This is a genomic window from Cupriavidus sp. 8B (assembly GCF_054589115.1).
The window spans coordinates 17313-36342 of the sequence record NZ_BAAILO010000211.1; the positions used below are offsets into that span (position 1 = coordinate 17313).

At 65.9% G+C, this 19030-nt stretch carries 22 protein-coding genes; 16 read left to right on the plus strand and 6 right to left on the minus strand.

The window, feature by feature from the left end; all coding sequences use genetic code 11:
- Positions 1-203 precede the first annotated feature (203 nt).
- Together selD and mnmH are read left to right on the plus strand one after the other, a co-directional pair.
- The gene (gene selD, locus ACYP5B_RS21025; RefSeq protein ID WP_400091428.1) at positions 204-1271 is read left to right on the plus strand and encodes a selenide, water dikinase SelD; all 1068 of its coding nucleotides are present in this window, start codon (positions 204-206) and stop codon (positions 1269-1271) included.
- Positions 1271-2395, plus strand: coding sequence for a tRNA 2-selenouridine(34) synthase MnmH (mnmH, locus tag ACYP5B_RS21030; RefSeq protein ID WP_400091430.1), 1125 nt, complete (start codon positions 1271-1273; stop codon positions 2393-2395). The genes selD and mnmH overlap by 1 nt, the downstream gene beginning before the upstream one ends.
- Before the next feature lie 37 nt (positions 2396-2432).
- On the opposite strand, the gene ACYP5B_RS21035 is transcribed toward mnmH, so the two are convergent.
- From ACYP5B_RS21035 to gpmA, 3 genes are all read right to left on the minus strand, one after another.
- Complete coding sequence (locus ACYP5B_RS21035; protein ID WP_400091431.1) at positions 2433-3200, minus strand: HesA/MoeB/ThiF family protein; 768 nt, start codon at positions 3198-3200, stop codon at positions 2433-2435.
- Between the two features lie 51 nt (positions 3201-3251).
- Complete coding sequence (locus ACYP5B_RS21040) at positions 3252-4838, minus strand: S41 family peptidase (RefSeq protein WP_459570973.1); 1587 nt, start codon at positions 4836-4838, stop codon at positions 3252-3254.
- 161 nt (positions 4839-4999) lie between these two features.
- A complete protein-coding gene (gene gpmA / locus ACYP5B_RS21045) occupies positions 5000-5746 on the minus strand; it encodes a 2,3-diphosphoglycerate-dependent phosphoglycerate mutase (protein ID WP_267605370.1) in 747 nt (248 codons plus the stop codon).
- 140 nt (positions 5747-5886) lie between these two features.
- Here gpmA and ACYP5B_RS21050 point away from each other — a divergent pair, with 140 nt between their 5' ends.
- From ACYP5B_RS21050 to ACYP5B_RS21070, 5 genes are all read left to right on the plus strand, one after another.
- Complete coding sequence (locus tag ACYP5B_RS21050; RefSeq protein ID WP_006159481.1) at positions 5887-6300, plus strand: rhodanese-like domain-containing protein; 414 nt, start codon at positions 5887-5889, stop codon at positions 6298-6300.
- Positions 6301-6405: 105 nt separating this feature from the next.
- Positions 6406-6663: a glutaredoxin 3 gene (gene grxC, locus ACYP5B_RS21055; protein WP_043343338.1), complete on the plus strand. Its 258-nt coding sequence runs from the start codon at positions 6406-6408 to the stop codon at positions 6661-6663.
- Between the two features lie 163 nt (positions 6664-6826).
- Complete coding sequence (secB, locus tag ACYP5B_RS21060; RefSeq protein ID WP_267605373.1) at positions 6827-7345, plus strand: protein-export chaperone SecB; 519 nt, start codon at positions 6827-6829, stop codon at positions 7343-7345.
- A gap of 105 nt (positions 7346-7450) precedes the next feature.
- On the plus strand, positions 7451-8467 hold the full coding sequence (locus ACYP5B_RS21065; protein WP_459570974.1) for an NAD(P)H-dependent glycerol-3-phosphate dehydrogenase: 1017 nt from the start codon (positions 7451-7453) through the stop codon (positions 8465-8467).
- A 7-nt stretch (positions 8468-8474) separates the two neighbouring features.
- Entirely contained in the window at positions 8475-9467 is a 993-nt protein-coding gene (locus ACYP5B_RS21070) for a Bug family tripartite tricarboxylate transporter substrate binding protein (protein WP_400091492.1), read from the plus strand.
- A gap of 21 nt (positions 9468-9488) precedes the next feature.
- On the opposite strand, the gene trmL is transcribed toward ACYP5B_RS21070, so the two are convergent.
- Together trmL and ACYP5B_RS21080 are read right to left on the minus strand one after the other, a co-directional pair.
- Positions 9489-9959 (minus strand): tRNA (uridine(34)/cytosine(34)/5-carboxymethylaminomethyluridine(34)-2'-O)-methyltransferase TrmL, encoded by a 471-nt coding sequence (gene trmL / locus ACYP5B_RS21075; protein WP_267605374.1) that lies wholly within the window; start codon positions 9957-9959, stop codon positions 9489-9491.
- 93 nt (positions 9960-10052) lie between these two features.
- Positions 10053-10994, minus strand: coding sequence for a ComF family protein (locus ACYP5B_RS21080; RefSeq protein ID WP_459570975.1), 942 nt, complete (start codon positions 10992-10994; stop codon positions 10053-10055).
- On the opposite strand from ACYP5B_RS21080, the gene ACYP5B_RS21085 reads away from it, so the two are divergent.
- The 8 genes from ACYP5B_RS21085 to ACYP5B_RS21120 all read left to right on the plus strand — a co-directional run bounded on the left by ACYP5B_RS21085 (position 10917) and on the right by ACYP5B_RS21120 (position 17742).
- Positions 10917-11933, plus strand: coding sequence for a methyltransferase domain-containing protein (locus ACYP5B_RS21085; RefSeq protein WP_400091440.1), 1017 nt, complete (start codon positions 10917-10919; stop codon positions 11931-11933). The two genes, ACYP5B_RS21080 and ACYP5B_RS21085, sit on opposite strands and share 78 nt — an antisense overlap.
- Positions 11934-12198: 265 nt before the next feature.
- A complete protein-coding gene (locus ACYP5B_RS21090; protein WP_459571025.1) occupies positions 12199-12708 on the plus strand; it encodes a DUF2244 domain-containing protein in 510 nt (169 codons plus the stop codon).
- Between the two features lie 58 nt (positions 12709-12766).
- The gene (gene coxB / locus ACYP5B_RS21095; RefSeq protein ID WP_318231609.1) at positions 12767-14029 is read left to right on the plus strand and encodes a cytochrome c oxidase subunit II; all 1263 of its coding nucleotides are present in this window, start codon (positions 12767-12769) and stop codon (positions 14027-14029) included.
- Between the two features lie 23 nt (positions 14030-14052).
- The gene (gene ctaD, locus ACYP5B_RS21100) at positions 14053-15657 is read left to right on the plus strand and encodes a cytochrome c oxidase subunit I (protein ID WP_400091441.1); all 1605 of its coding nucleotides are present in this window, start codon (positions 14053-14055) and stop codon (positions 15655-15657) included.
- Positions 15658-15734: 77 nt separating this feature from the next.
- On the plus strand, positions 15735-15866 hold the full coding sequence (locus ACYP5B_RS21105) for a cytochrome oxidase small assembly protein (RefSeq protein ID WP_006159470.1): 132 nt from the start codon (positions 15735-15737) through the stop codon (positions 15864-15866).
- Positions 15867-15883: 17 nt separating this feature from the next.
- Positions 15884-16498, plus strand: a complete 615-nt coding sequence (locus ACYP5B_RS21110; protein WP_459570976.1) for a cytochrome c oxidase assembly protein — start codon at positions 15884-15886, stop codon at positions 16496-16498.
- 34 nt (positions 16499-16532) lie between these two features.
- Entirely contained in the window at positions 16533-16745 is a 213-nt protein-coding gene (locus ACYP5B_RS21115; protein WP_035861042.1) for a DUF2970 domain-containing protein, read from the plus strand.
- 136 nt (positions 16746-16881) lie between these two features.
- On the plus strand, positions 16882-17742 hold the full coding sequence (locus ACYP5B_RS21120) for a cytochrome c oxidase subunit 3 (protein ID WP_400091444.1): 861 nt from the start codon (positions 16882-16884) through the stop codon (positions 17740-17742).
- Between the two features lie 175 nt (positions 17743-17917).
- Here ACYP5B_RS21120 and ACYP5B_RS21125 read toward each other — a convergent pair whose 3' ends face one another.
- Entirely contained in the window at positions 17918-18127 is a 210-nt protein-coding gene (locus tag ACYP5B_RS21125) for a twin transmembrane helix small protein (RefSeq protein WP_006159466.1), read from the minus strand.
- 78 nt (positions 18128-18205) lie between these two features.
- On the opposite strand from ACYP5B_RS21125, the gene ACYP5B_RS21130 reads away from it, so the two are divergent.
- Entirely contained in the window at positions 18206-18967 is a 762-nt protein-coding gene (locus tag ACYP5B_RS21130; RefSeq protein WP_400091446.1) for an SURF1 family protein, read from the plus strand.
- Positions 18968-19030: the final 63 nt, after the last annotated feature.

Below are 19030 nucleotides of genomic sequence, written 5' to 3' on the forward strand. Positions count from 1 at the left end.
TCGGTGCTGCCGGCTCTGCCCGCATCCGGGCGGTAACCCCTATCATTCAGATTCCCATTCTTTCCCCCGCCTCACCGTCTTGCCAGGGCCGCTGTTCGCGCCAGCTTGCGCGCGATCCGCCTATGCTGCGGTAAAGGGCGCCGAATCGTCATCGCACGACACCACACCACACCACACCACACCAAATGACAGGAGTCAGCATCATGGAAGACCCGATCCGCCTGACGCAGTACAGCCATGGTGCCGGCTGCGGGTGCAAGATTTCGCCGCAGGTGCTCGACGTGATCCTTGCCGGCAGCGGCAACCAACACCTGGACCCGCGCCTGTGGGTGGGCAATGCCTCGCGCGACGATGCGGCGGTCTATGCGCTGGATGGGCTGGAGCAGGGCCGTGGCGTGGTATCCACCACCGATTTCTTCATGCCGATCGTCGATGATCCATTCGACTTCGGACGCATCGCTGCCACCAACGCCATCAGCGACGTCTATGCCATGGGCGGCGATCCGCTGCTGGCCATCGCCATCCTCGGCTGGCCGGTGAAGCTGCTGCCGCCCGAGGTGGCGCGCGAGGTAGTGGCCGGTGGGCGCCGTGCCTGCGAGGACGCGGGCATTCCGCTGGCCGGCGGGCATTCCATCGATGCCCCGGAGCCTATCTTCGGGCTCGCGGTGACTGGCGTGGTCGACCGCGCGCACCTGAAACGCAACGACACCGCGACCGCCGGCTGCCGTCTCTACCTGACCAAGCCGCTGGGCATCGGCGTGCTGACCACCGCCGAGAAGCAGGGCAAGCTGCGCGCCGAGGATGTCAACCTGGCGCGCGACTGGATGTGCGTGCTCAATCGTCCCGGCAGCCGCTTCGGCAAGCTGGCCGGCGTGCGGGCCATGACGGATGTGACCGGCTTTGGCCTGCTCGGGCACCTTGTCGAGATGGCCGACGGCAGCCGCCTCACAGCGCGTCTTGACTATGCCGCCGTGCCGCTGCTGCCGGAAGTGCTGCGCTACGTCGAGGCCGGTTGCGTGCCGGGCGGCACCCAGCGCAACTTCGAAAGCTACGGCGCACGGATTGGCGCCGGCATCGACAACCAGGGCGGCGCGTTGAGCGAGGTGCAGCGCGCCTTGCTGTGCGATCCGCAGACCAGCGGCGGCTTGCTGGTGGCGGTCGAGCCTCCTGGCGAGGCCGATTTCCATGCGGCTTGCGCGGAGTTTGGCCTGGTGCTGGCGCCGGTTGGCGAATTCGTCGCGCAGGGCCGGTATGCCGTCGAGGTGATCTGATGCGCGAGGATACGGCGGATTTCCGGCAGCTCTTTCTTTCCGGCGCGCCGCTGCTCGATGCGCGCGCGCCGGTGGAGTTCGCGCGTGGCGCGTTTCCGGGCGCGGTCAACCTGCCGCTGATGGACGATGCCGAGCGGCATCAGGTGGGCTTGCGCTACGAGGAGCAAGGGCCGCAGGCCGCGATCGCGCTAGGCCACCAGCTTGTGACCGGCGAAATCCGCGCGGCGCGAACCGCGGGCTGGGCGGCCTTTGCGCGGGCGCATCCCGACGGCTACCTGTACTGCTTCCGCGGCGGCATGCGCTCGCAGATCGTGCAGCAGTGGTTGCGCGAGGACGCCGGCATCGCTTATCCGCGCGTCACGGGCGGCTACAAGGCGATGCGCAGCTTCCTGATCGAGACCCTCGATGCCGCCGCCGCCGAATGCAGCCTGCTGGTGCTGGGCGGCATGACCGGGAGTGGCAAGACCGAGCTGATCACTGACCTGGTCACGGGCCCGAACGGCTGCCAGGACGCCGCCATCGACCTGGAGGGCCAGGCCCGCCATCGCGGGTCCAGCTTTGGCCGGCGCGCGGTGGCGCAGCCTACGCAGATCGATTTCGAGAATGTCCTGGCGATTGCGCTGCTGCGCCATCGCGCGGCCGGGTTGCCGGCGCTGGTAGTCGAGGACGAGGGGCGCTTCATCGGCGCGCGCAACCTGCCTCCGGCCTTCTACCAGGCGATTCAGGTGGCGCCGCTGGTCTGGCTGGAGGAATCCTTCGAGGCGCGCATGCATCGCGTGCTGGAGGACTACGTGCTTGGCCTGTCGGCGGAGTTCATGGCGGCGCTGGGTGAGCAGGCTGGTTTCGCTGCCTACGCGGCGCGCCTGCGCGATGCCATGGCGGCCATTGCCAAGCGGCTCGGCGGCACGCGCTACGAGCGGCTCTCGGACTTGCTGGACCAAGCGCTGGCGCGCCAGGAGGAAACGGGCGATGCCGACCTGCATCTGGGCTGGATCGCCTTGCTCCTGCAGCAATACTACGACCCGATGTATGCCTACCAGCGCGAACAGCGCGAGGCCAGGATCGTGTTCCGCGGCGAGCGCGCCGCGGTGCTGGCTTTCCTGCGCGAGCGAACTCGCGCTTGAATGCGCGCGGGTCGCTTAGCGGGAGCTTCGGGGGAGCTTAGGGGGCGGCTTGCGCGTGCGCGCCAGCGCAGACTTCGCAATCGGCCACGCGCGCGAGGCGCATCGTGGTCCATTCCATGCCAAGCGCATCGACCATCAGCAGGCGGCCGGCCAGGGTGGTGCCAACGCCCATCAGCAGCTTGAGGGCCTCGGCCGCCTGCACCGTGCCCACCATCCCCACCAGCGGCGCAAACACGCCCATGGTGGCGCAAGCCACCTCCTGCGCCGGCTGCGAGGGCGGGAACAGGCAGGCATAGCAGGGGGCGCCCGGCTGGCGGTGGTCGAACACGCTGATCTGCCCATCGAAGCGCAGGGCCGCGCCGGACACCAGCGGCACGCTGTGCTGCACGCAGGCGCGGTTGACGGCCTGGCGCGTGTCGAAGTTGTCGCTGCAATCGAGCACCACGCCGGCATCGGCCACCAGGCGTGCCAGTTCGGCGGCGCCCACGCGTGCCCGCACCAGGCGCACGTCGATGCCCGGGTTGATGCGCAGCATGCCCTCGCGCGCCGATTCCACCTTGGGGCGTCCGACATTGGCGGTAGTGTGGATCACCTGGCGCTGCAGGTTGGTCAGGTCGACCACGTCGTCGTCGACCACGGTGATGGTGCCCACGCCGGCCGAGGCCAGGTAGGGCAGGGCGGCAGCGCCCAGGCCGCCCGCGCCGATCACCAGCGCGTGGCTGGCAAGCAGCCGGCTCTGGCCCTCGATGCCGAGTTCGTCGAGCAGGATATGCCGCGAATAGCGCAGCAGTTGATCGTCGTTCATGGCTTGCAATGCAAAAGCGGCCCCGCGGGGCCGCTGTTATTCATCAGGATTTCAGGGAGCCTTGCCGGTCGGCGTGCCCAGCGGTGTTCCGAGCGGGGCGCTCGCAGGTGGCGCGCCGGCCGGTGCCTTGGTGGCCGGCTTGGCCGGGGTAGCCGCCTTGGCCGCCGGCTTGGCCGGCTTGTCCGACGTGGCCACGGCTTCGAGCTTGGACTTGGAGCGCTTGACCGGCTGGCCTTCGAGCTGGGCGATGGCTTGCTGCAGCATGAAGTCCTCGGTCGTGCCGAACTCGATCGGCTTCTTCTTGCGTTCCTTGTCGCGCTCTTCCGGCGTCTTCTTGGCGTTTTCTTCCTCGAGCCGGCGCAGTTCCTCGACGCGGCGCTGTTCGCGCTCGTTCATCTCGGGCTCTTCCGATTCCTGCTTGTTGTGCAGGTGGCGCTCGGTGTCGATCTCGCGGGTGATCAGCGCGTCGTCAGGATCGCCTTCCGGGTTCTGGTCGACCGGGATGTCCGGGCGGATGCCCTTGGCCTGGATCGACTTGCCAGTCGGCGTGTAGTAGTACGCGATGGTCAGCTTGATGCCGGTGTCGTTGGTGAGCGGGCGTACGGTCTGCACCGAGCCCTTGCCGAACGTGGTCTTGCCCATGATCAGCGCGCGCTTGTGGTCTTGCAGCGCGCCGGCAACGATTTCGGAGGCCGACGCCGAGTAGGCGTTGGTCAGCACCACCATCGGGATCTTCTTGTACAGCGCGGGCAGGCCCTTGAGCGGATCGTCCTCGAGCGAGGACAGCCGGTAATTGTTGAACGTGGTCTTGTAGACGCGCTTGGCATCCGGCACCTGGCCGTTGGTCGAGACCACGGTCACGTCGTCGGGCAGGAAGGCTGCCGCCACGCCGACGGCGCCTTGCAGCACGCCGCCGCCGTTGTTGCGCAGGTCCAGGATCACGCCCTTCAGGTTGGGGTTCTTCTGGGCCAGTTCGTCCAGCTTCTTGCCCAGGTCGGCCACCGTGCGTTCCTGGAAGCTGGTCAGGCGGACCCAGGCGAGGCGGTCATTGTCGATCAGCTTGGCCTTGACCGACTGCACGCGGATCTCCGCGCGCGTGATCGACACCGGGAAGGTGCGTTCGTCGCTCTTGCGATAGATGGTCAGCGTGACCTTGGTGCCCGGCTCGCCGCGCATGCGCTTGACCGCCTGCTCCAGCGGCAGGCCGCGCACGGGCTTGTCGTCGATGCGGGTGATCAGGTCGCCGGGCTGGATGCCGGCACGGAAGGCGGGGGTGTCTTCGATCGGGTTGATCACCTTGACCAGCCCTTCTTCCTGCGAGATTTCGATCCCCAGGCCGGCAAAGCGTCCGCGCGTGCCTTCCTGAAGTTCCTTGAAGTCCTTCTCGTCCAGGTAGGCCGAATGCGGATCCAGGCTGGCGACCATGCCCTTGATGGCTTCGGTCAGCAGCTTCTTGTCATCCACCGGCTCGACATATTCCCGCTTGATCTGGCCGAAGATGTCGGCCATCAAGCGCAACTGCTCCAGCGGCAGCGGCCCCGGCGAATTCTGCGCGGTGGCCGATAGTTGCAGCGTGGCGAGCACGCCGGCAACGAGTCCGGCAGTAACAAGACTGATGTTCTTGAGCGTCTTACGCATGAGGGCTGCCTGAACGTGTGAGGATTGTGCTGTGTCGGAGCCGGCCTGGCGCATCGCACCGACCGGATTTGTCCGACAGTATAAGAGGGAGCAGCAAAAAAGGCCTGGTCCACTGCATGAGGCGGCCGGGCGAGCCTTGGGGCGCTCGTCCGGCCCGGGCCTCAGGTTGCCTTGCCTTGGTTCGCCACGGCGGCCAGGGAGGCTGCGATCGCTTCCTGGTCGCCCAGGTAGTAATGACGCAGCGGGCGCAGGTCGGCGTCCAGCTCGTAGACGAGCGGGGTGCCATTGGGGATGTTGATGCCAACGATGTCGTCATCCGAGATCTGGTCCAGGTATTTCACCAGCGCGCGGATGCTGTTGCCATGGGCAGCGATTACCACGCGCTTTCCCGCTTTGATGTCGGGTGCGATGGATTCGTTCCATAGCGGCAGCACGCGCTCGACCGTGTCCTTCAGGCATTCGGTCAGCGGAATCTGCTCGCGCGGCACTTGAGCGTAGCGCGGATCGTCGTATGCCGCACGTGGATCGTCCGCTTCGAGCACCGGCGGCGGGGTGTCGTAGCTGCGGCGCCATACCAGCACCTGCTCGTTGCCGAACTTGGCGGCGGTCTCGGCCTTGTTCAGGCCGGACAGCGCGCCATAGTGGCGTTCGTTCAGGCGCCATTCGTTGCGGACCGGAATCCACATCAGGTCCATTTCGTCCTGCACGTGCCACAGCGTGCGGATGGCACGCTTCAACACCGAGGTGTACGCTACATCGAAGGCAAGCCCTGCTTCGCGCAGCAGCTTGCCGCCCAGCTTGGCCTGGGCCACGCCGGTGTCGGTGAGGTCGACGTCGACCCAGCCGGTGAAGCGGTTTTCGAGATTCCACGTGGATTCGCCGTGGCGGATGAGAACGAGTTTGTACATGCTGCTTCCAAAGCGTGAGAAACCTGTGTGCGCCCTGCCACATACCGCCGCACATGTGTCAACTAGGAGACAATAGCGGGTCGCGGGCGCCAAACCGTCTATTTTATAATGCCGCCGACTCAACCCACCGGAATGCCAACGTGAATTTCTTCGCCGACTACAACAACCTTGCCTTGATCGCCCTCGCCGTCGTGTCGGGCGGCCTGCTGGCGTGGCCCGCCATCTCGCGCGGAACCTCCGGCAAGACCGTCAACCCGGCCGCCGCGACCCAGCTGATCAACAAGCGCAATGCCGTGGTCGTGGATATCCGGGAAGCCACCGAATACGCCAAGGGCCACCTGCCGCAAGCCAAGAGTGCGCCACTTGCCGACCTGGCAAGCCGTGCCGCCAGCCTTGCAAAGGACAAGTCCGTCCCCATCATCGTCGTGTGCCAGACCGGCCAGCGCTCGGGCAAGGGTCAAGCAGCCCTGAAGGAAGCCGGTTACAGTGAGATCTATTCGCTCGAAGGCGGCCTGGCCGCCTGGCAGCAAGCCGGCCTCCCCGTAGTCAAGTAAGCGGCGGACCCAAGCGGCTCCGGGAGCATGTCCTCCGGAGCCGCGGCTGTCCCGGCTTGCGAGCACCGACCAACCTCCGGATTCCCGTTTTTCAAGGAGATGCGCATGGCCCGCGTTGTTATGTACAGCACGGTAGTTTGTCCGTATTGCCAGATGGCCGAGCGCCTTCTGAAGGCCAAGGGCGTGGAGGCGATCGAGAAGATCCTGATTGACCGCGAGCCCGGCAAGCGCGAGGAAATGATGAGCCGCACCGGTCGCCGCACCGTGCCGCAGATCTACATCGACGAGACCCACGTGGGAGGCTTCGACGACCTCTCGGCGCTCGATCGCCAGGGTGGCCTGGTGCCGCTGCTGGCAGCCTGAAGCGCCGCCGGTCTCGCCGCGGGTGAATTCGCCACCCGCGTCATGTACCATATACGTTTTCCAACCGGGTGCCGACCCGGGCCGTGACCCTGGGCCAATCCCGCCCGCGGTGCCAATGTCCCGTACGCCTGGCCCCCAACGCCCATTTTTCCGGAAGCCTTTCATGAGCGACCAGCAGAACAATCAGCAGGAAGACCAGCCGTTCTTCAACATCCAGCGTGTGTACCTGAAGGACATGTCGCTCGAACAGCCGAATTCCCCCGGCATCTTCCTCGAGACCGAAGCGCCGGCCGTGGAAGTGCAGGTGAACGTGGGCGCCTCGCAACTGCAGGAAGGCATCTTCGAGGTCGTGGTGACCGGTACCGTGACCACCAAGGTGCAGGACAAGGTTGCCTTCCTGGTGGAAGCCCATCAGGCCGGCATCTTCGATATCCGCAACGTGCCGGTGGAGCAGCTCGACCCGCTGCTGGGCATTGCCTGCCCGACCATTCTCTACCCGTACCTGCGCGGCAATATCGCCGACGTGATCACCCGCGCCGGCTTCCAGGCCATCCACCTGTCGGAAATCAACTTCCAGGCACTGTACGAACAGCGCCTGCAGGCCGCGATGGAAGAAGCTGAAGCCGTGCAAGGCGGCAACAGCGGCATCGTGATGCCCGATGGCAGCCAGGCTCGTCACTGATCCTGCTGTAGTCAGCTGCAAAGACGGGGCCTCGGCCCCGTTTTGTCTTTCCGGCCCGCGTAGTCGCGACGAATGCGCGGGGCCGAACAAGCGAGGCGAACCGCCATGAAAATCACAGTCTTCGGTGCGGGTGCCTGGGGCACCGCGCTCGCCAGCCATGCCGCCGCGACCCACGATGTGGTGCTGTGGGGGCGGGACGCTGCCCAGCTGGCCGGCATCGGCGCCGACCGCGTCAATGCCACCTACCTGCCCGGCGTGCCGCTGTCCGGGCGGCTCGCGGTGCAGGCCGATTTCGATCGGGCCGCAGCGCATGCCGATGTCGAGCCGGATGGCCTGGTGATCGTCGCCACGCCGGTCTCGGGCCTGCGCGAAATGACGCGCCGGCTGGCTGCGAGCCAGACCGGGGGCTTGCGCATGCTCTGGCTGTGCAAGGGCTTCGAGGCCGGCACCAATGCGTTGCCGCACCAGATGGTGCGCGAAGAGCTCACCGCCGCCGGCCGTCTCGATGACACCAGCTACGGCGTGCTGACCGGCCCCAGTTTTGCCCGTGAAGTGGCGCTGGGCCTGCCCTGCGCGCTCACCGTGGCGGGCACCTCGCCGGCGCTGCCCGAGCTCGCGCAGCAGGCGTTCCATCACCATGCCATGCGTATCTACGGCAGCGACGACCTGGTCGGCGCCGAGGTGGGGGGCGCGGTCAAGAACGTGCTGGCGATTGCCACTGGCGCCAGCGATGGCCTGGGCCTGGGCCTGAACGCGCGCGCCGCGCTGGTGACGCGCGGCCTGGCCGAGATGACCCGGCTCGGCATGGCACTGGGAGGGCGCATCGAAACCTTCATGGGCCTGGCCGGCATGGGCGACCTGATCCTGACCGCTACGGGCGATCTCTCGCGCAATCGCAAGGTCGGCCAGCAGTTGGCCGAGGGCAAGACGCTCGCGCAGATCCTGGCCGAGCTGGGCCACGTTGCCGAAGGCGTGCGCTGTGCGCAGGCCGTGGCGGCGCTGGCCGCGGCCAAGGGCGTCGAGATGCCGATCACGCGCGCGGTATGCGCCGTGCTCTTCGAAGGGCTGCCTGCCGCCGACGCGGTGGCGCGGCTGCTCCAGCGGGATGCGCGCGATGAATGAGTCCATGATGGCGGCCCGGCGCCGCGTCCTGAAAGCCCTTGCCGCCTGCGCCATGCCTGGCGCGGCTGGTGCCGCACTGGCTTCGCCCGCGTCCGCCCAGCCCTGGCCGGCGCGGCCGATCCGCATGGTGGTGCCGTTCCCGGCCGGGTCTTCGCCTGACCTGATCGCGCGCCTGCTGACCGAGAAGCTGTCTGTGGCGCTCGGCCAACCCGTGGTGGTGGAAAACCGCCCGGGTGCCGGCGGCAATATCGGCACCGGCATGGTGGCCAGAGCCGCCCCGGATGGCTATACCTTGCTGCTGACCATCAATGGCCCGCTGGTCACCGCGCCAACCTTGTCGCGCCATCTCGGCTACGACCCGGTGCGCCAGCTCAGCCCCGTATCGCTGGTGGCAACGTCGCCCAATGTGCTGGTGGTGGATGCCCGCCTGCCGGTGCATGACGTGCGGGAGTTCGTGGCCCTGGCCCGTTCCCGGCCGGGCGTGCTGAACTACGGGTCGGTGGGCAACGGCAGCGCTGCCCACCTGGCCATGGAGCAGCTCAAGGCGGCCGCCGGCATCGACCTGCAGCACATTCCCTATCCGGGGTTCGCGCAGATCACCACCGCCATGGTCGGCGGCCAGGTGCAGGCCGGCTTCATGGTGCCGGCCATTGCCATGCCGCTGGTGACTGCCGGCAAGCTGCGCATCATCGCGGTGACCACCAGCGGGCGCACCAGCCTGCTGCCCGCGGTGCCGACAGTGGCGGAATCCGGCTATCCCGGCTTCGAGGCGATCTCATGGCAAGCGGTGCTGGCCCCGGCTGGCACACCCGCGCCGGTGATCGACCGGCTCTATCGCGAGCTGGTGGCCATCATCGGCAGCGAGGACGTGCGCGCCAAGATGCGCGCCCAGTATTTCGTGCCGGCCGGCACCGCGCCGCAATCGCTGCGCCAGACCATGGCTAGCGAGAAGGTGCGCTGGGACAAGGTGATCCGCGTGGCCGGCGTGCAGCCGGAATAAGGAAGTTCGCGGGCGGCGGCTTCAGGCGCCGCCGGCAAAGCCGTTCTGGCGCCAGGCTTCGAACACCACGACCGCGACGGTATTGGAGAGGTTGAGACTGCGGTTGTCCGGCCGCATCGGCAGCCGGATGCGCTGCGCCGTGGGAAACCACTCGCGCCGCTCCGGCGCCAGCCCGCGCGTTTCCGATCCGAACACAAACCAGTCCCCGGGCAGGAAACTGACCTGGCCGAAGGGCGTCGAGCCATGCGTGGTCAGTGCGAACATGCGGGCCGGGTCGGGTTGTTCGCTTTCCATCAGCGCGTCCCAGTTCTCGTGCACGCGCATGCTGGCGTACTCGTGATAGTCCAGGCCGGCGCGGCGCATGCGCGCATCTTCCAGCGGAAAGCCGAGCGGCTTGACAAGGTGCAGGCGCGCACCGGTGTTGGCACACAGCCGTATCACATTGCCGGTATTCGGCGGGATCTCGGGTTCGACCAGGACGACATTGAACATGGGGGAGGGGCGGGCCAGGGGCGCCGCAGCCGTGAAACGCTGGGCAGCTTACCCTGCCGGGGGCCGCCTGTCACGCCGGGCCTATGGGGTGCGCTACGGGGTGCGCAAGGCAACCACCAGCGTCACGCGTGCCGCGCCGTGGGCTTTCAGGACCCGCGCCGCTTCGCCCAAGGTGGCGCCGCTGGTCATCACATCATCGACCAGGCCGACATGCTGGCCCGCCACGTCGTTGCCGGGCGCGAGGCCAAAGGCATCCTGCAGGTTGGCCTGGCGCGCGGGCAGGTCCAGCGTGGCCTGGGCCGGGGTATCGCGCAGCCTCGCCAGCAGCGTCGGCGCGGCGCGCACGCCCAGCCGGCGCGCCAGCGGCCGTGCGATTTCCCAGGACTGGTTGAAGCCGCGCTCGGCAAGGCGCTGCGCGGACAGCGGGATCGGCGCGAGCACATCGGGCAGGGCCAGGCCGGACGTGCCGGATTCGGCCTGCCAGCGGCGTGCCAGCTCGCCCGCAAGCCAGTCCGCCAGCGGCAGCACGCCGCCGAATTTCAGGGCTAGCACCAGACCGTCCTGCGGTCTGGCGTAGTCGCCCAGCACCAGCGCGTCGTCGAAAGGCGGCGCCTCGTAGCGGCACTGCGCGCAGAGCGAGGCGGCGCCTGGCCCGGCAATGCGCCCGAGCGGGCGGGCGCAGCAGCGGCAACGCGGCAGCGGCGTCAGCAACTCTTGCGCGCGGCCTGCGCAGACGGTTTCGTCCTGCACAGTGCCGCACAATGCGCAGGCCGCTGGCAGGAGCGTGCGCAGCAAGCGCCGCGCATGATGGCGCAGGGCGCCTTCGCCCGGGTGCGCCAGGCGGTGCAGCAGGGGTGTGGCTGGCGCATGGGGCACGTCCGAGCCATCGGCGGCAGGCCTGGCGGTGGGCGCGTATACTTGCGATCCTGTTGTGGCGCCCGTTGGCGCGCGCACCGTATGCCCGACGGACGCTTCACGCCCGCCGTCATCCACATTCTTAGTTTCTTGCTGCCTGGTTTGACCGTGTCCCTGCATGACGCCGACTCCCCCGATGCCTATTTGCCGCCCACGCGGCTGACCCGCCTCGCCTTCGACCGGCGCAGCGCCGGATTCGGCCAGCTGGACTTCTTGCTGGGCGAGATCGGCCAGCGCATGCAGGAGCGCATGCAGATGATCCGGCTGGCGCCGGTGCGCGCGCTCGATATCGGCTGCGGGCACGGGCGCGGCCTGGCCGCGCTGCGCGCCCAATACCCGGATGCGCAGATCGCTGGCCTGGATATTTCCGGGGCGATGCTGCGCGAGGCCGTGCAGCGCGATCCCCAGCGCCAGTCCGGGTGGCTCGGGCGCCTGCTCGGCAAGCGCCCGACCTTCGACCTGGTGCAGGGCGATCTTGCCACATTGCCCTTCGCGCCGGCCAGCTTCGACCTGTTGTGGTCCAACCTGGCGCTGCACTGGCACCCCGAGCCGCACCGGGTCTTCCCGGAGTGGCACCGGGTCACCCGCGACGAAGGCTTGGTCCTGTTCTCGCTGTTCGGGCCCGATACGCTGGCGCAACTGCGCGCCGCCTTTGCCGAAGTGGATGGCGACACCCATACGCTGCGCTTCGTCGACATGCACGATATCGGGGACATGCTGGTGCACAGCGGCTGGTCCACGCCCGTGATGGATATGGAGACCCTGACGATCACCTATGAGTCGCCACGGACCCTTCTGCGCGAAGTGCAGGCCTTTGGCGGGCTGCGCCTGCCGGCTGCCGCGGGCAAGGGCGGGGGGCTGCGCGGGCGCCGCTGGCACGCGGCGCTGCTGGCCGCGCTGGAGCGCCAGCGCAATGCCGAGGGACTGATCCCGCTCACGTTCGAGATCGTCTACGGCCATGCCTGGAAGCTGGCGCCGCGCGGCAAGCAGGCCGTCGATGAGCTCGGCCACGCCGTGGTTCCACTCGACAAGATCGGGCGCGCGCGGCAACGCAAGTAACGTCCGCGCCGCTGCTGCACGCATCGGCGGCGCAGTCAAGCGGGCTATCGCGAGCACCGTGCCGATGCACAAAAACTTGTCGCGCGCCAGCCCCTTGGCCAAGTAGCGGCCTTGTCCGAGTAGGCGAAGCGCCCTATAATGCGCCAGTTTGTCGCAGTGGTCTCCCTGGCACAATTTGCGCGAAATCGCACTTCAATGGTGCGTCCCAGGCGCAATCGTCCAGGCGTGCATCCAGCGCAGAGTTGTTGGCGATGCAAGGTTGGCGATGCAAGACTTGGGTATCGCACTCCAGACGGCGCAAGACAAATCCGGCGGCGGTTCCGACGGATTTGGCCCGCCGGACAAAGACTGGCTGATGAAGCGGAATTGTTCGCTGTCTCCGCGCCAGGTTGGCTGGTTTTACCTCTCGATCGTCAGTGTTTCGCTCGCCATCGCCTTGTTCTTCGCGTGGCGAGGGTCATGGCTCGTGCTTCCCTTTGCCGGGCTGGAACTGCTCGGGCTGGGCATTGCCCTGCTGGTGCATGGGCGGCATGCGTCGGACTACGAGCGCGTCAGCCTCGTCGACGGCAGGCTGGTAGTGGTTTCGGTCAGTGCAGGGCAGCTGACACGGCATGAATTCAACCCGCTGTGGGTGCGGGTCGAACCGGGTGAATCATTACGGGCGCTGGTGTTGCTGCGCTCGGGCAAGAGCGCTGTGCGGGTGGGGTGTTTTCTGGACCAGTACAAGCGGCGAAAGTTCGCGCAGGAGCTCGCATCGGCTTTACGTTCTCTCTGAGAGGCAGCGGAGGTCCGGCGAGTGACAGATTTGAATCTGTAAATTGGGTAGATAACAAATGAAAATGTGGAAGAAGGCATCCGCAGCGTGTCTGGTGGGAGCGTCCTTGCTCACTAGCCATGCAGCCCTGGCAGTGGAAGACATGCCAGGCGGCCCCGCCGTGCGTCAGCTCAATCTGACCGAGCCGGTCACCAAGATCGCCGAGCAGATTCACTGGCTGAACTGGATGATGCTGATCATGTGCACCGTGATCTTCATCGGCGTGTTCGGGGTGATGTTCTACTCCGTGTTCAAGCACCGCAAGTCCAAGGGCGCGAAGTCGGCCTCCTTCCACGAAAGCATCACCGTCGAGGTGATCTGGACCATCATCCCGTTCCTGATTGTCATCGGCATGGCGCTGCCCGCCACCAAGACGGTCGTGGCGATGAAGGACACCACCAACGCCGACATCACCATCAAGGCCACTGGCTACCAGTGGAAGTGGGGCTACGACTACCTGAAGGGCGACGGCGAAGGCATCTCCTTCGTGTCCACCCTGACCACCCCGCGCGAGCAGATCAACAACGAGGCCCCCAAGTCGAACACCTACCTGATGGAGGTGGACAACGAGATGGTGGTGCCCGTGAACAAGAAGGTCCGCATGGTGCTGACGGCCAACGACGTCATCCATGCCTGGATGATCCCGGCCTTCGGCGTCAAGCAGGACGCCATCCCCGGCTTCGTGCGCGACACCTGGTTCAAGGCCGAGAAGATTGGCGTGTACCGTGGCCAGTGCGCCGAGCTGTGCGGCAAGGAACACGCCTTCATGCCGATCGTCGTGCGCGTCGTCTCCGACGCCGACTACGCCAAGTGGGTCGACGGCAAGAAGAAGGAACTCGCCGCCAAGGCGGACGACCCCAACAAGACCTGGACCCTGGACGAGCTCAAGGTTCGCGGCGAAAAGGTCTACACCGCCAACTGCGCGGTCTGCCACCAGCCTAACGGCAAGGGCGGCGGCGCCTTCCCGGCTCTCGACGGTTCCAAGATCGTCAACGGCCCGGATGCCGGCCAGATGCATATCCTGCTGGAAGGCAAGGGTGCCATGCCGGTGTGGAAGCACCTCTCCGATACCGAACTCGCTGCCGTCATGACCTACACCCGCAACAGCTGGGGTAACAAGACGGGTGAAGTGATTCAACCGAGCGATTTCGTGAACGCGCGTGCCGGCAAGTTCCGCGAAGGCGGCGGCGCACCCGGCGCTGGCGGCGACGCCGCGCCCAAGACGGAAGACAAGCCCGCTGCCAAGCAGGCCAGCGCCGCGGGTGACCGCGCCGCAGGTTGAACAGGATTTCAGGAGTTTTCGCGATGAGTACTGCTACCCCGGACGCGCTCGCCCACCCGCACGACCACGCGCATGACGATCACCACGATCAACCGCATGGCTGGCGCCGTTGGCTGTTTGCCACCAACCACAAGGACATCGGTACGCTGTACCTGCTGTTCTCGTTCACCATGCTGCTGTCTGGCGGCGCGCTGGCACTGCTGATCCGTCTCGAGCTGTTCGAGCCGGGCCTGCAGTTCTTCCGCCCGGAACTGTTCAACCAGTTCACCACCATGCACGGCCTGATCATGGTGTTCGGCGCGATCATGCCGGCCTTCGTCGGCTTCGCCAACTGGATGATCCCGCTGCAGATCGGCGCATCCGACATGGCGTTCGCGCGGATGAACAACTTCAGCTTCTGGCTGATGCCCCCGGCAGCGCTGCTGCTGGTGCTGTCGTTCTTCGCACCGGGTGGCGCCACCGCCGCCGGCTGGACCCTGTACGCGCCGCTGTCGGTGCAGATGGGCCCCGGCATGGACATGGCGATCTTCGCCATGCACATCATGGGCGCGTCGTCGATCATGGGCTCGATCAACATCATCGTCACGGTGCTCAATATGCGCGCACCTGGCATGACGCTGATGAAGATGCCGATGTTCTGCTGGACCTGGCTGATCACCGCCTACCTGCTGATCGCCGTGATGCCCGTGCTGGCTGGCGCCATCACCATGGTGCTGACCGACCGTCACTTCGGCACGAGCTTCTTCTCGGCGGCCGGCGGCGGCGACCCGGTGATGTACCAGCACATCTTCTGGTTCTTCGGCCACCCCGAGGTCTACATCATGATCTTGCCGGCGTTCGGGATCGTCTCGCACGTCGTGCCGACCTTCGCCCGCAAGCGCCTGTTTGGCTATAGCTCGATGGTCTACGCGACCGCCTCGATCGCCATCCTGTCGTTCATCGTGTGGGCTCACCACATGTTCACGACCGGCATGCCCGTGACCGGCCAGCTGTTCTTCATGTACGCCACCATGCTGATCGCGGTGCCCACGGCCGTGAAGATCTTCAACTGGATCGCTACCATGTGGCGCGGCTCGATGACCTTCGAGACCCCGATGCTGTTTGCGATCGGCTTCATCTTCGTGTTCACCATCGGCGGCTTCACCGGCCTGATGCCGGCGGTTGCCCCGATCGACATCCAGTTGCAGGACACCTACTTCATCGTGGCCCACTTCCACTATGTGCTGGTGGCTGGCTCGCTGTTCGCGATGTTCTCGGGCTACTACTACTGGGGTCCGAAGTGGAGCGGTTTCATGTACAACGAAACCCGCGGCCAGATCCACTTCTGGGGTTCGATGATTTTCTTCAACATCACCTTCTTCCCGATGCACTTCCTGGGTCTGGCCGGCATGCCGCGTCGCTATGCCGACTACCCGACCCAGTTCGCGGATTTCAACGCGATTGCGTCGATCGGCGCACTGGGCTTTGGCCTGATGCAGGTGTATTTCTTCTTCTTCGTGGTGCTGCCGTCCTATCGTGGCGGCAAGGTAGCCGGGGACAAGCCTTGGGATGGCGCCGAGGGCCTGGAATGGACCGTGCCGTCGCCGGCCCCGTTCCACACCTTTGAAGTGCCGCCGCAAGTCAGGTAAGCCGCAGTCAGGTAAGCCGCAATAGACACGGAAGGATGGGCAGTGCCCGTCCTTCCGCGTCACGCAAGCAAGGTGTTATGCAGGATCCAAACAAAAGTCCATCGCAGGCAGACCGCAAGGCCTCCAATCGTCGTCTCGGCCTGATCCTTTTCTCGATCGTGATGGTTTTCTTTTTGGGTTTCTTCGCCAAGATGATCTTTCTCGGCTGAAGCTGCAGGGTATTGAGATGAGCGTGAACCAGCAGTCAAGCAATGCCACCGACAAGAAGTTCAACCGCGGGATGATGCTGCGGCTGTTGGTGGTGGTGGCGTTGATGTTCTCGTTTGGCTATGCGCTGGTGCCACTGTACAAGAAGATCTGCGAGATCACCGGGCTGAACGTGGTGACCACGCGGGACCTGTACGGTGGCCAGGTCAAGAACACGCAGGTGGACAAGGCCCGCACGATCACGGTCGAGTTCGACTCCAACGCGCGCGGGCCCTTTGCCTTCCGTCCGGTCAAGAGCAGCATGGAAGTGCACCCGGGCGAGATGACCACCATCGTCTACGAAGTGGCGAACGGCCAGGCACGCGATATCTCGGCGCAGGCCATCCCGAGCTACCTGCCCAAGCTGGCCACGCAGTATTTCAAGAAGATCGAGTGCTTCTGCTTCAAGGAGCAGACACTGAAGGCCAAGGAAGCACGCGAGATGCCGGTGGTGTTCGTGATCGATCCGGACCTGCCGAAAGACGTGAAGAACATTACGCTGTCCTATACCTTCTTCGAGATCGGGTCGCCGGTGGCGCAAGCGCCGCAAGGTCCGCTCGACGCGCAGCCGGCCGGTGCGGGCAAGGGCATTTGAATTTGCAGTTGTAGTGGTTGTTGGGGGGTAAGCCGTGGATGAGATGAAGGACGCGGTCAAGCGCAAGCTGTCATTTGCGCAAACCCTGCGCGCGGTGTTCTGGTCGTTTATCGGCCTGCGCAAGGGGAGCGAGCACGAGCGCGACATGGCACAGCTCAACCCGGTCCATGTGATCATTGCCGGCCTGATCGGGGTAGCCATTCTGATCGCGGTGCTGATCACGGTCGTGCGTGTGGTGGTAGGGTGAGGCCACGCAGCGCAACGTACAGGGCAGGGTAGGAACAAGTAAAAAGAGCAGGGCAAAAGCATGCCGCCGGCCTCGTCAGGGCTGGATGTGCGGATAACGATTACTGAATCAGAGACTCTGAGCTGGAGAAAAAAGAATGAGTGCGAACCGCGCAAACGCTCCGTACTACTTCGTACCGGGCCCCTCGCGCCATCCGATCACGGCTAGCTTTGGCTTGCTGCTGACGGCTGGGGGTGCTGCTGGCTGGGTAAACGGGCAGACCTGGGGGCCGTACCTGTGCGGACTGGGCCTGCTGTGGTTCCTGTTCGTGCTCAAGAGCTGGTTCGGCGAGGCGATCAACGAATCCGAGACGGGCAAGTACGGCAAGAACATCGACCTGTCGTTCCGCTGGTCGATGGGCTGGTTCATCTTCTCCGAAGTGATGTTCTTCGCAGCGTTCTTCGGCGCGCTGTTCTACGCCCGAAACATCGCCATGCCCTGGCTGGGCGACCTGAACAACAAGATCCTGTGGCCCGACTTCGCCGCCGTATGGCCGAACCTCGGACCGGCGGGGGTCGTGGAAAGCTTCCAGACCATGGGTCCGTGGCCGATCCCCACGATCAACACCGCCTTGCTGCTGATGTCCGGCCTGACGCTGACCTGGGCGCACCATGCGCTGCTGGCCAACAAGCGCAGCCAGCTGATCCAGGGCCTGGTGCTGACCATCCTGCTGGGCGCGATCTTCATGTGCTTCCAGGTGTATGAGTACCATCATGCATATTCGGAGCTGAACCTCAAGCTGACCTCGGGCATCTACGGTTCCACCTTCTTCCTGCTGACCGGCTTCCACGGTTTCCACGTGACGCTCGGCGCGATCATGCTGACGGTGGTGCTTGTGCGCGTGCTCAAGGGCCAGCTGACGCCTGACCATCACTTCGCATTCGAAGGCGCCGCCTGGTACTGGCACTTCGTCGACGTGGTGTGGCTGTTCCTCTACATCGTGGTGTACTGGCTGTAAGACACCCGATCGCAGTGCCCGCCGGCCACGCCGGCGGCGTCGCGGGGGAGGTTCCTCCTCTGCTCGCGGGGAACAACAAAAAAACAAGCGCCGCAGGGGAAGTAGCCAGCCTGCGGCGCTTGTTTTTTGTAGTTCGATCCTGGCGTAGCCAAGGGGCGCCGGAAGCGCGCCAGCTTCAGGGTGCCATGCGGATGCCCGTGCTCTGTATCCACCCCATCCAGTGCGAGAACAGGATGAAGACGAACAGGGCCACCGAGAAGCCGACCCGGAACATCAGCGAGCGCATCATGTTTGGCGTCCTGCCGCGGTCGCGCATCATGAAGAACAGGGCGGAGGCCAGGCTACCGATGATGAGGAAGAACGCGATGAGGATGACGATACGCATGGAGGGCCCGCAAGCGCGGGGTCTGCTAGGGATGAAGTGCCATTATCGCATCGGCGTGCGTGGCAACGCCCTCGGGAAATGCCAGGGAGGCCGCACGTGAAGCTTTGGCGCGCACTGAGCCCGCTGCCCACCATCGCCGCGCTGGTGGTGATCGCCGTCACCTGTGCCCTGGGCAACTGGCAGCTCAACCGGGCCCATGAAAAAGTGGCGCGGGCCGCGCGCCTCGAGGCGCTGGCAGCTCAGCCGCCGCTGGAGATAGGGCGCAGCCTGGTGGATGGGGCGGTGGCGGAGCGGCGCGTGCACGTGCGCGGCCGCTTCGATGCAGCGCATACGGTTTTGCTGGACAATCGCCCCCACGGCAACGGGACCGATAGCCGTGCCGGCTTCATGGTGCTCACGCCGCTGCGGGTTGCAGGGGGCGATGCTTCCGCCCCGGCGGTGTTGGTGCTACGCGGCTGGCTGCCCCGCGATGCGCAGGATCGCACACATATCGCGCCATTCCCGACCCCGGAAGGCGAGGTGGAACTGGACGGCACCGCGCTGGCGACCGTGCCGAGGGTCTTCAGCCTTGGCCAGGGCGCGGATGCCGAGGCCGGCCAGAAGATCCGCCAGAATGTGGATCTCGCCGCCTACGCCAGGGAACTCGGCGTGCCCCTGCAACCCTTTGTGCTGGAACAGCGCAACGACAACGGCGACGGGCTGGCGCGCGACTGGGCGCCAGCGGACATCGGCGCCGATCGCCACTATGGCTATGCCTTCCAGTGGTTCGGGCTGGCCGCGCTGACCCTGGTGCTGCTGGTGGCGCTGAGCTGGCGGCGCGCCGCCCGCATGGCGGCTTGAGCAAGCCCACAGGCGGCCCCGGCAGCACCCACGAACCACAGCGACGTGTTGCGCTCAGATGAG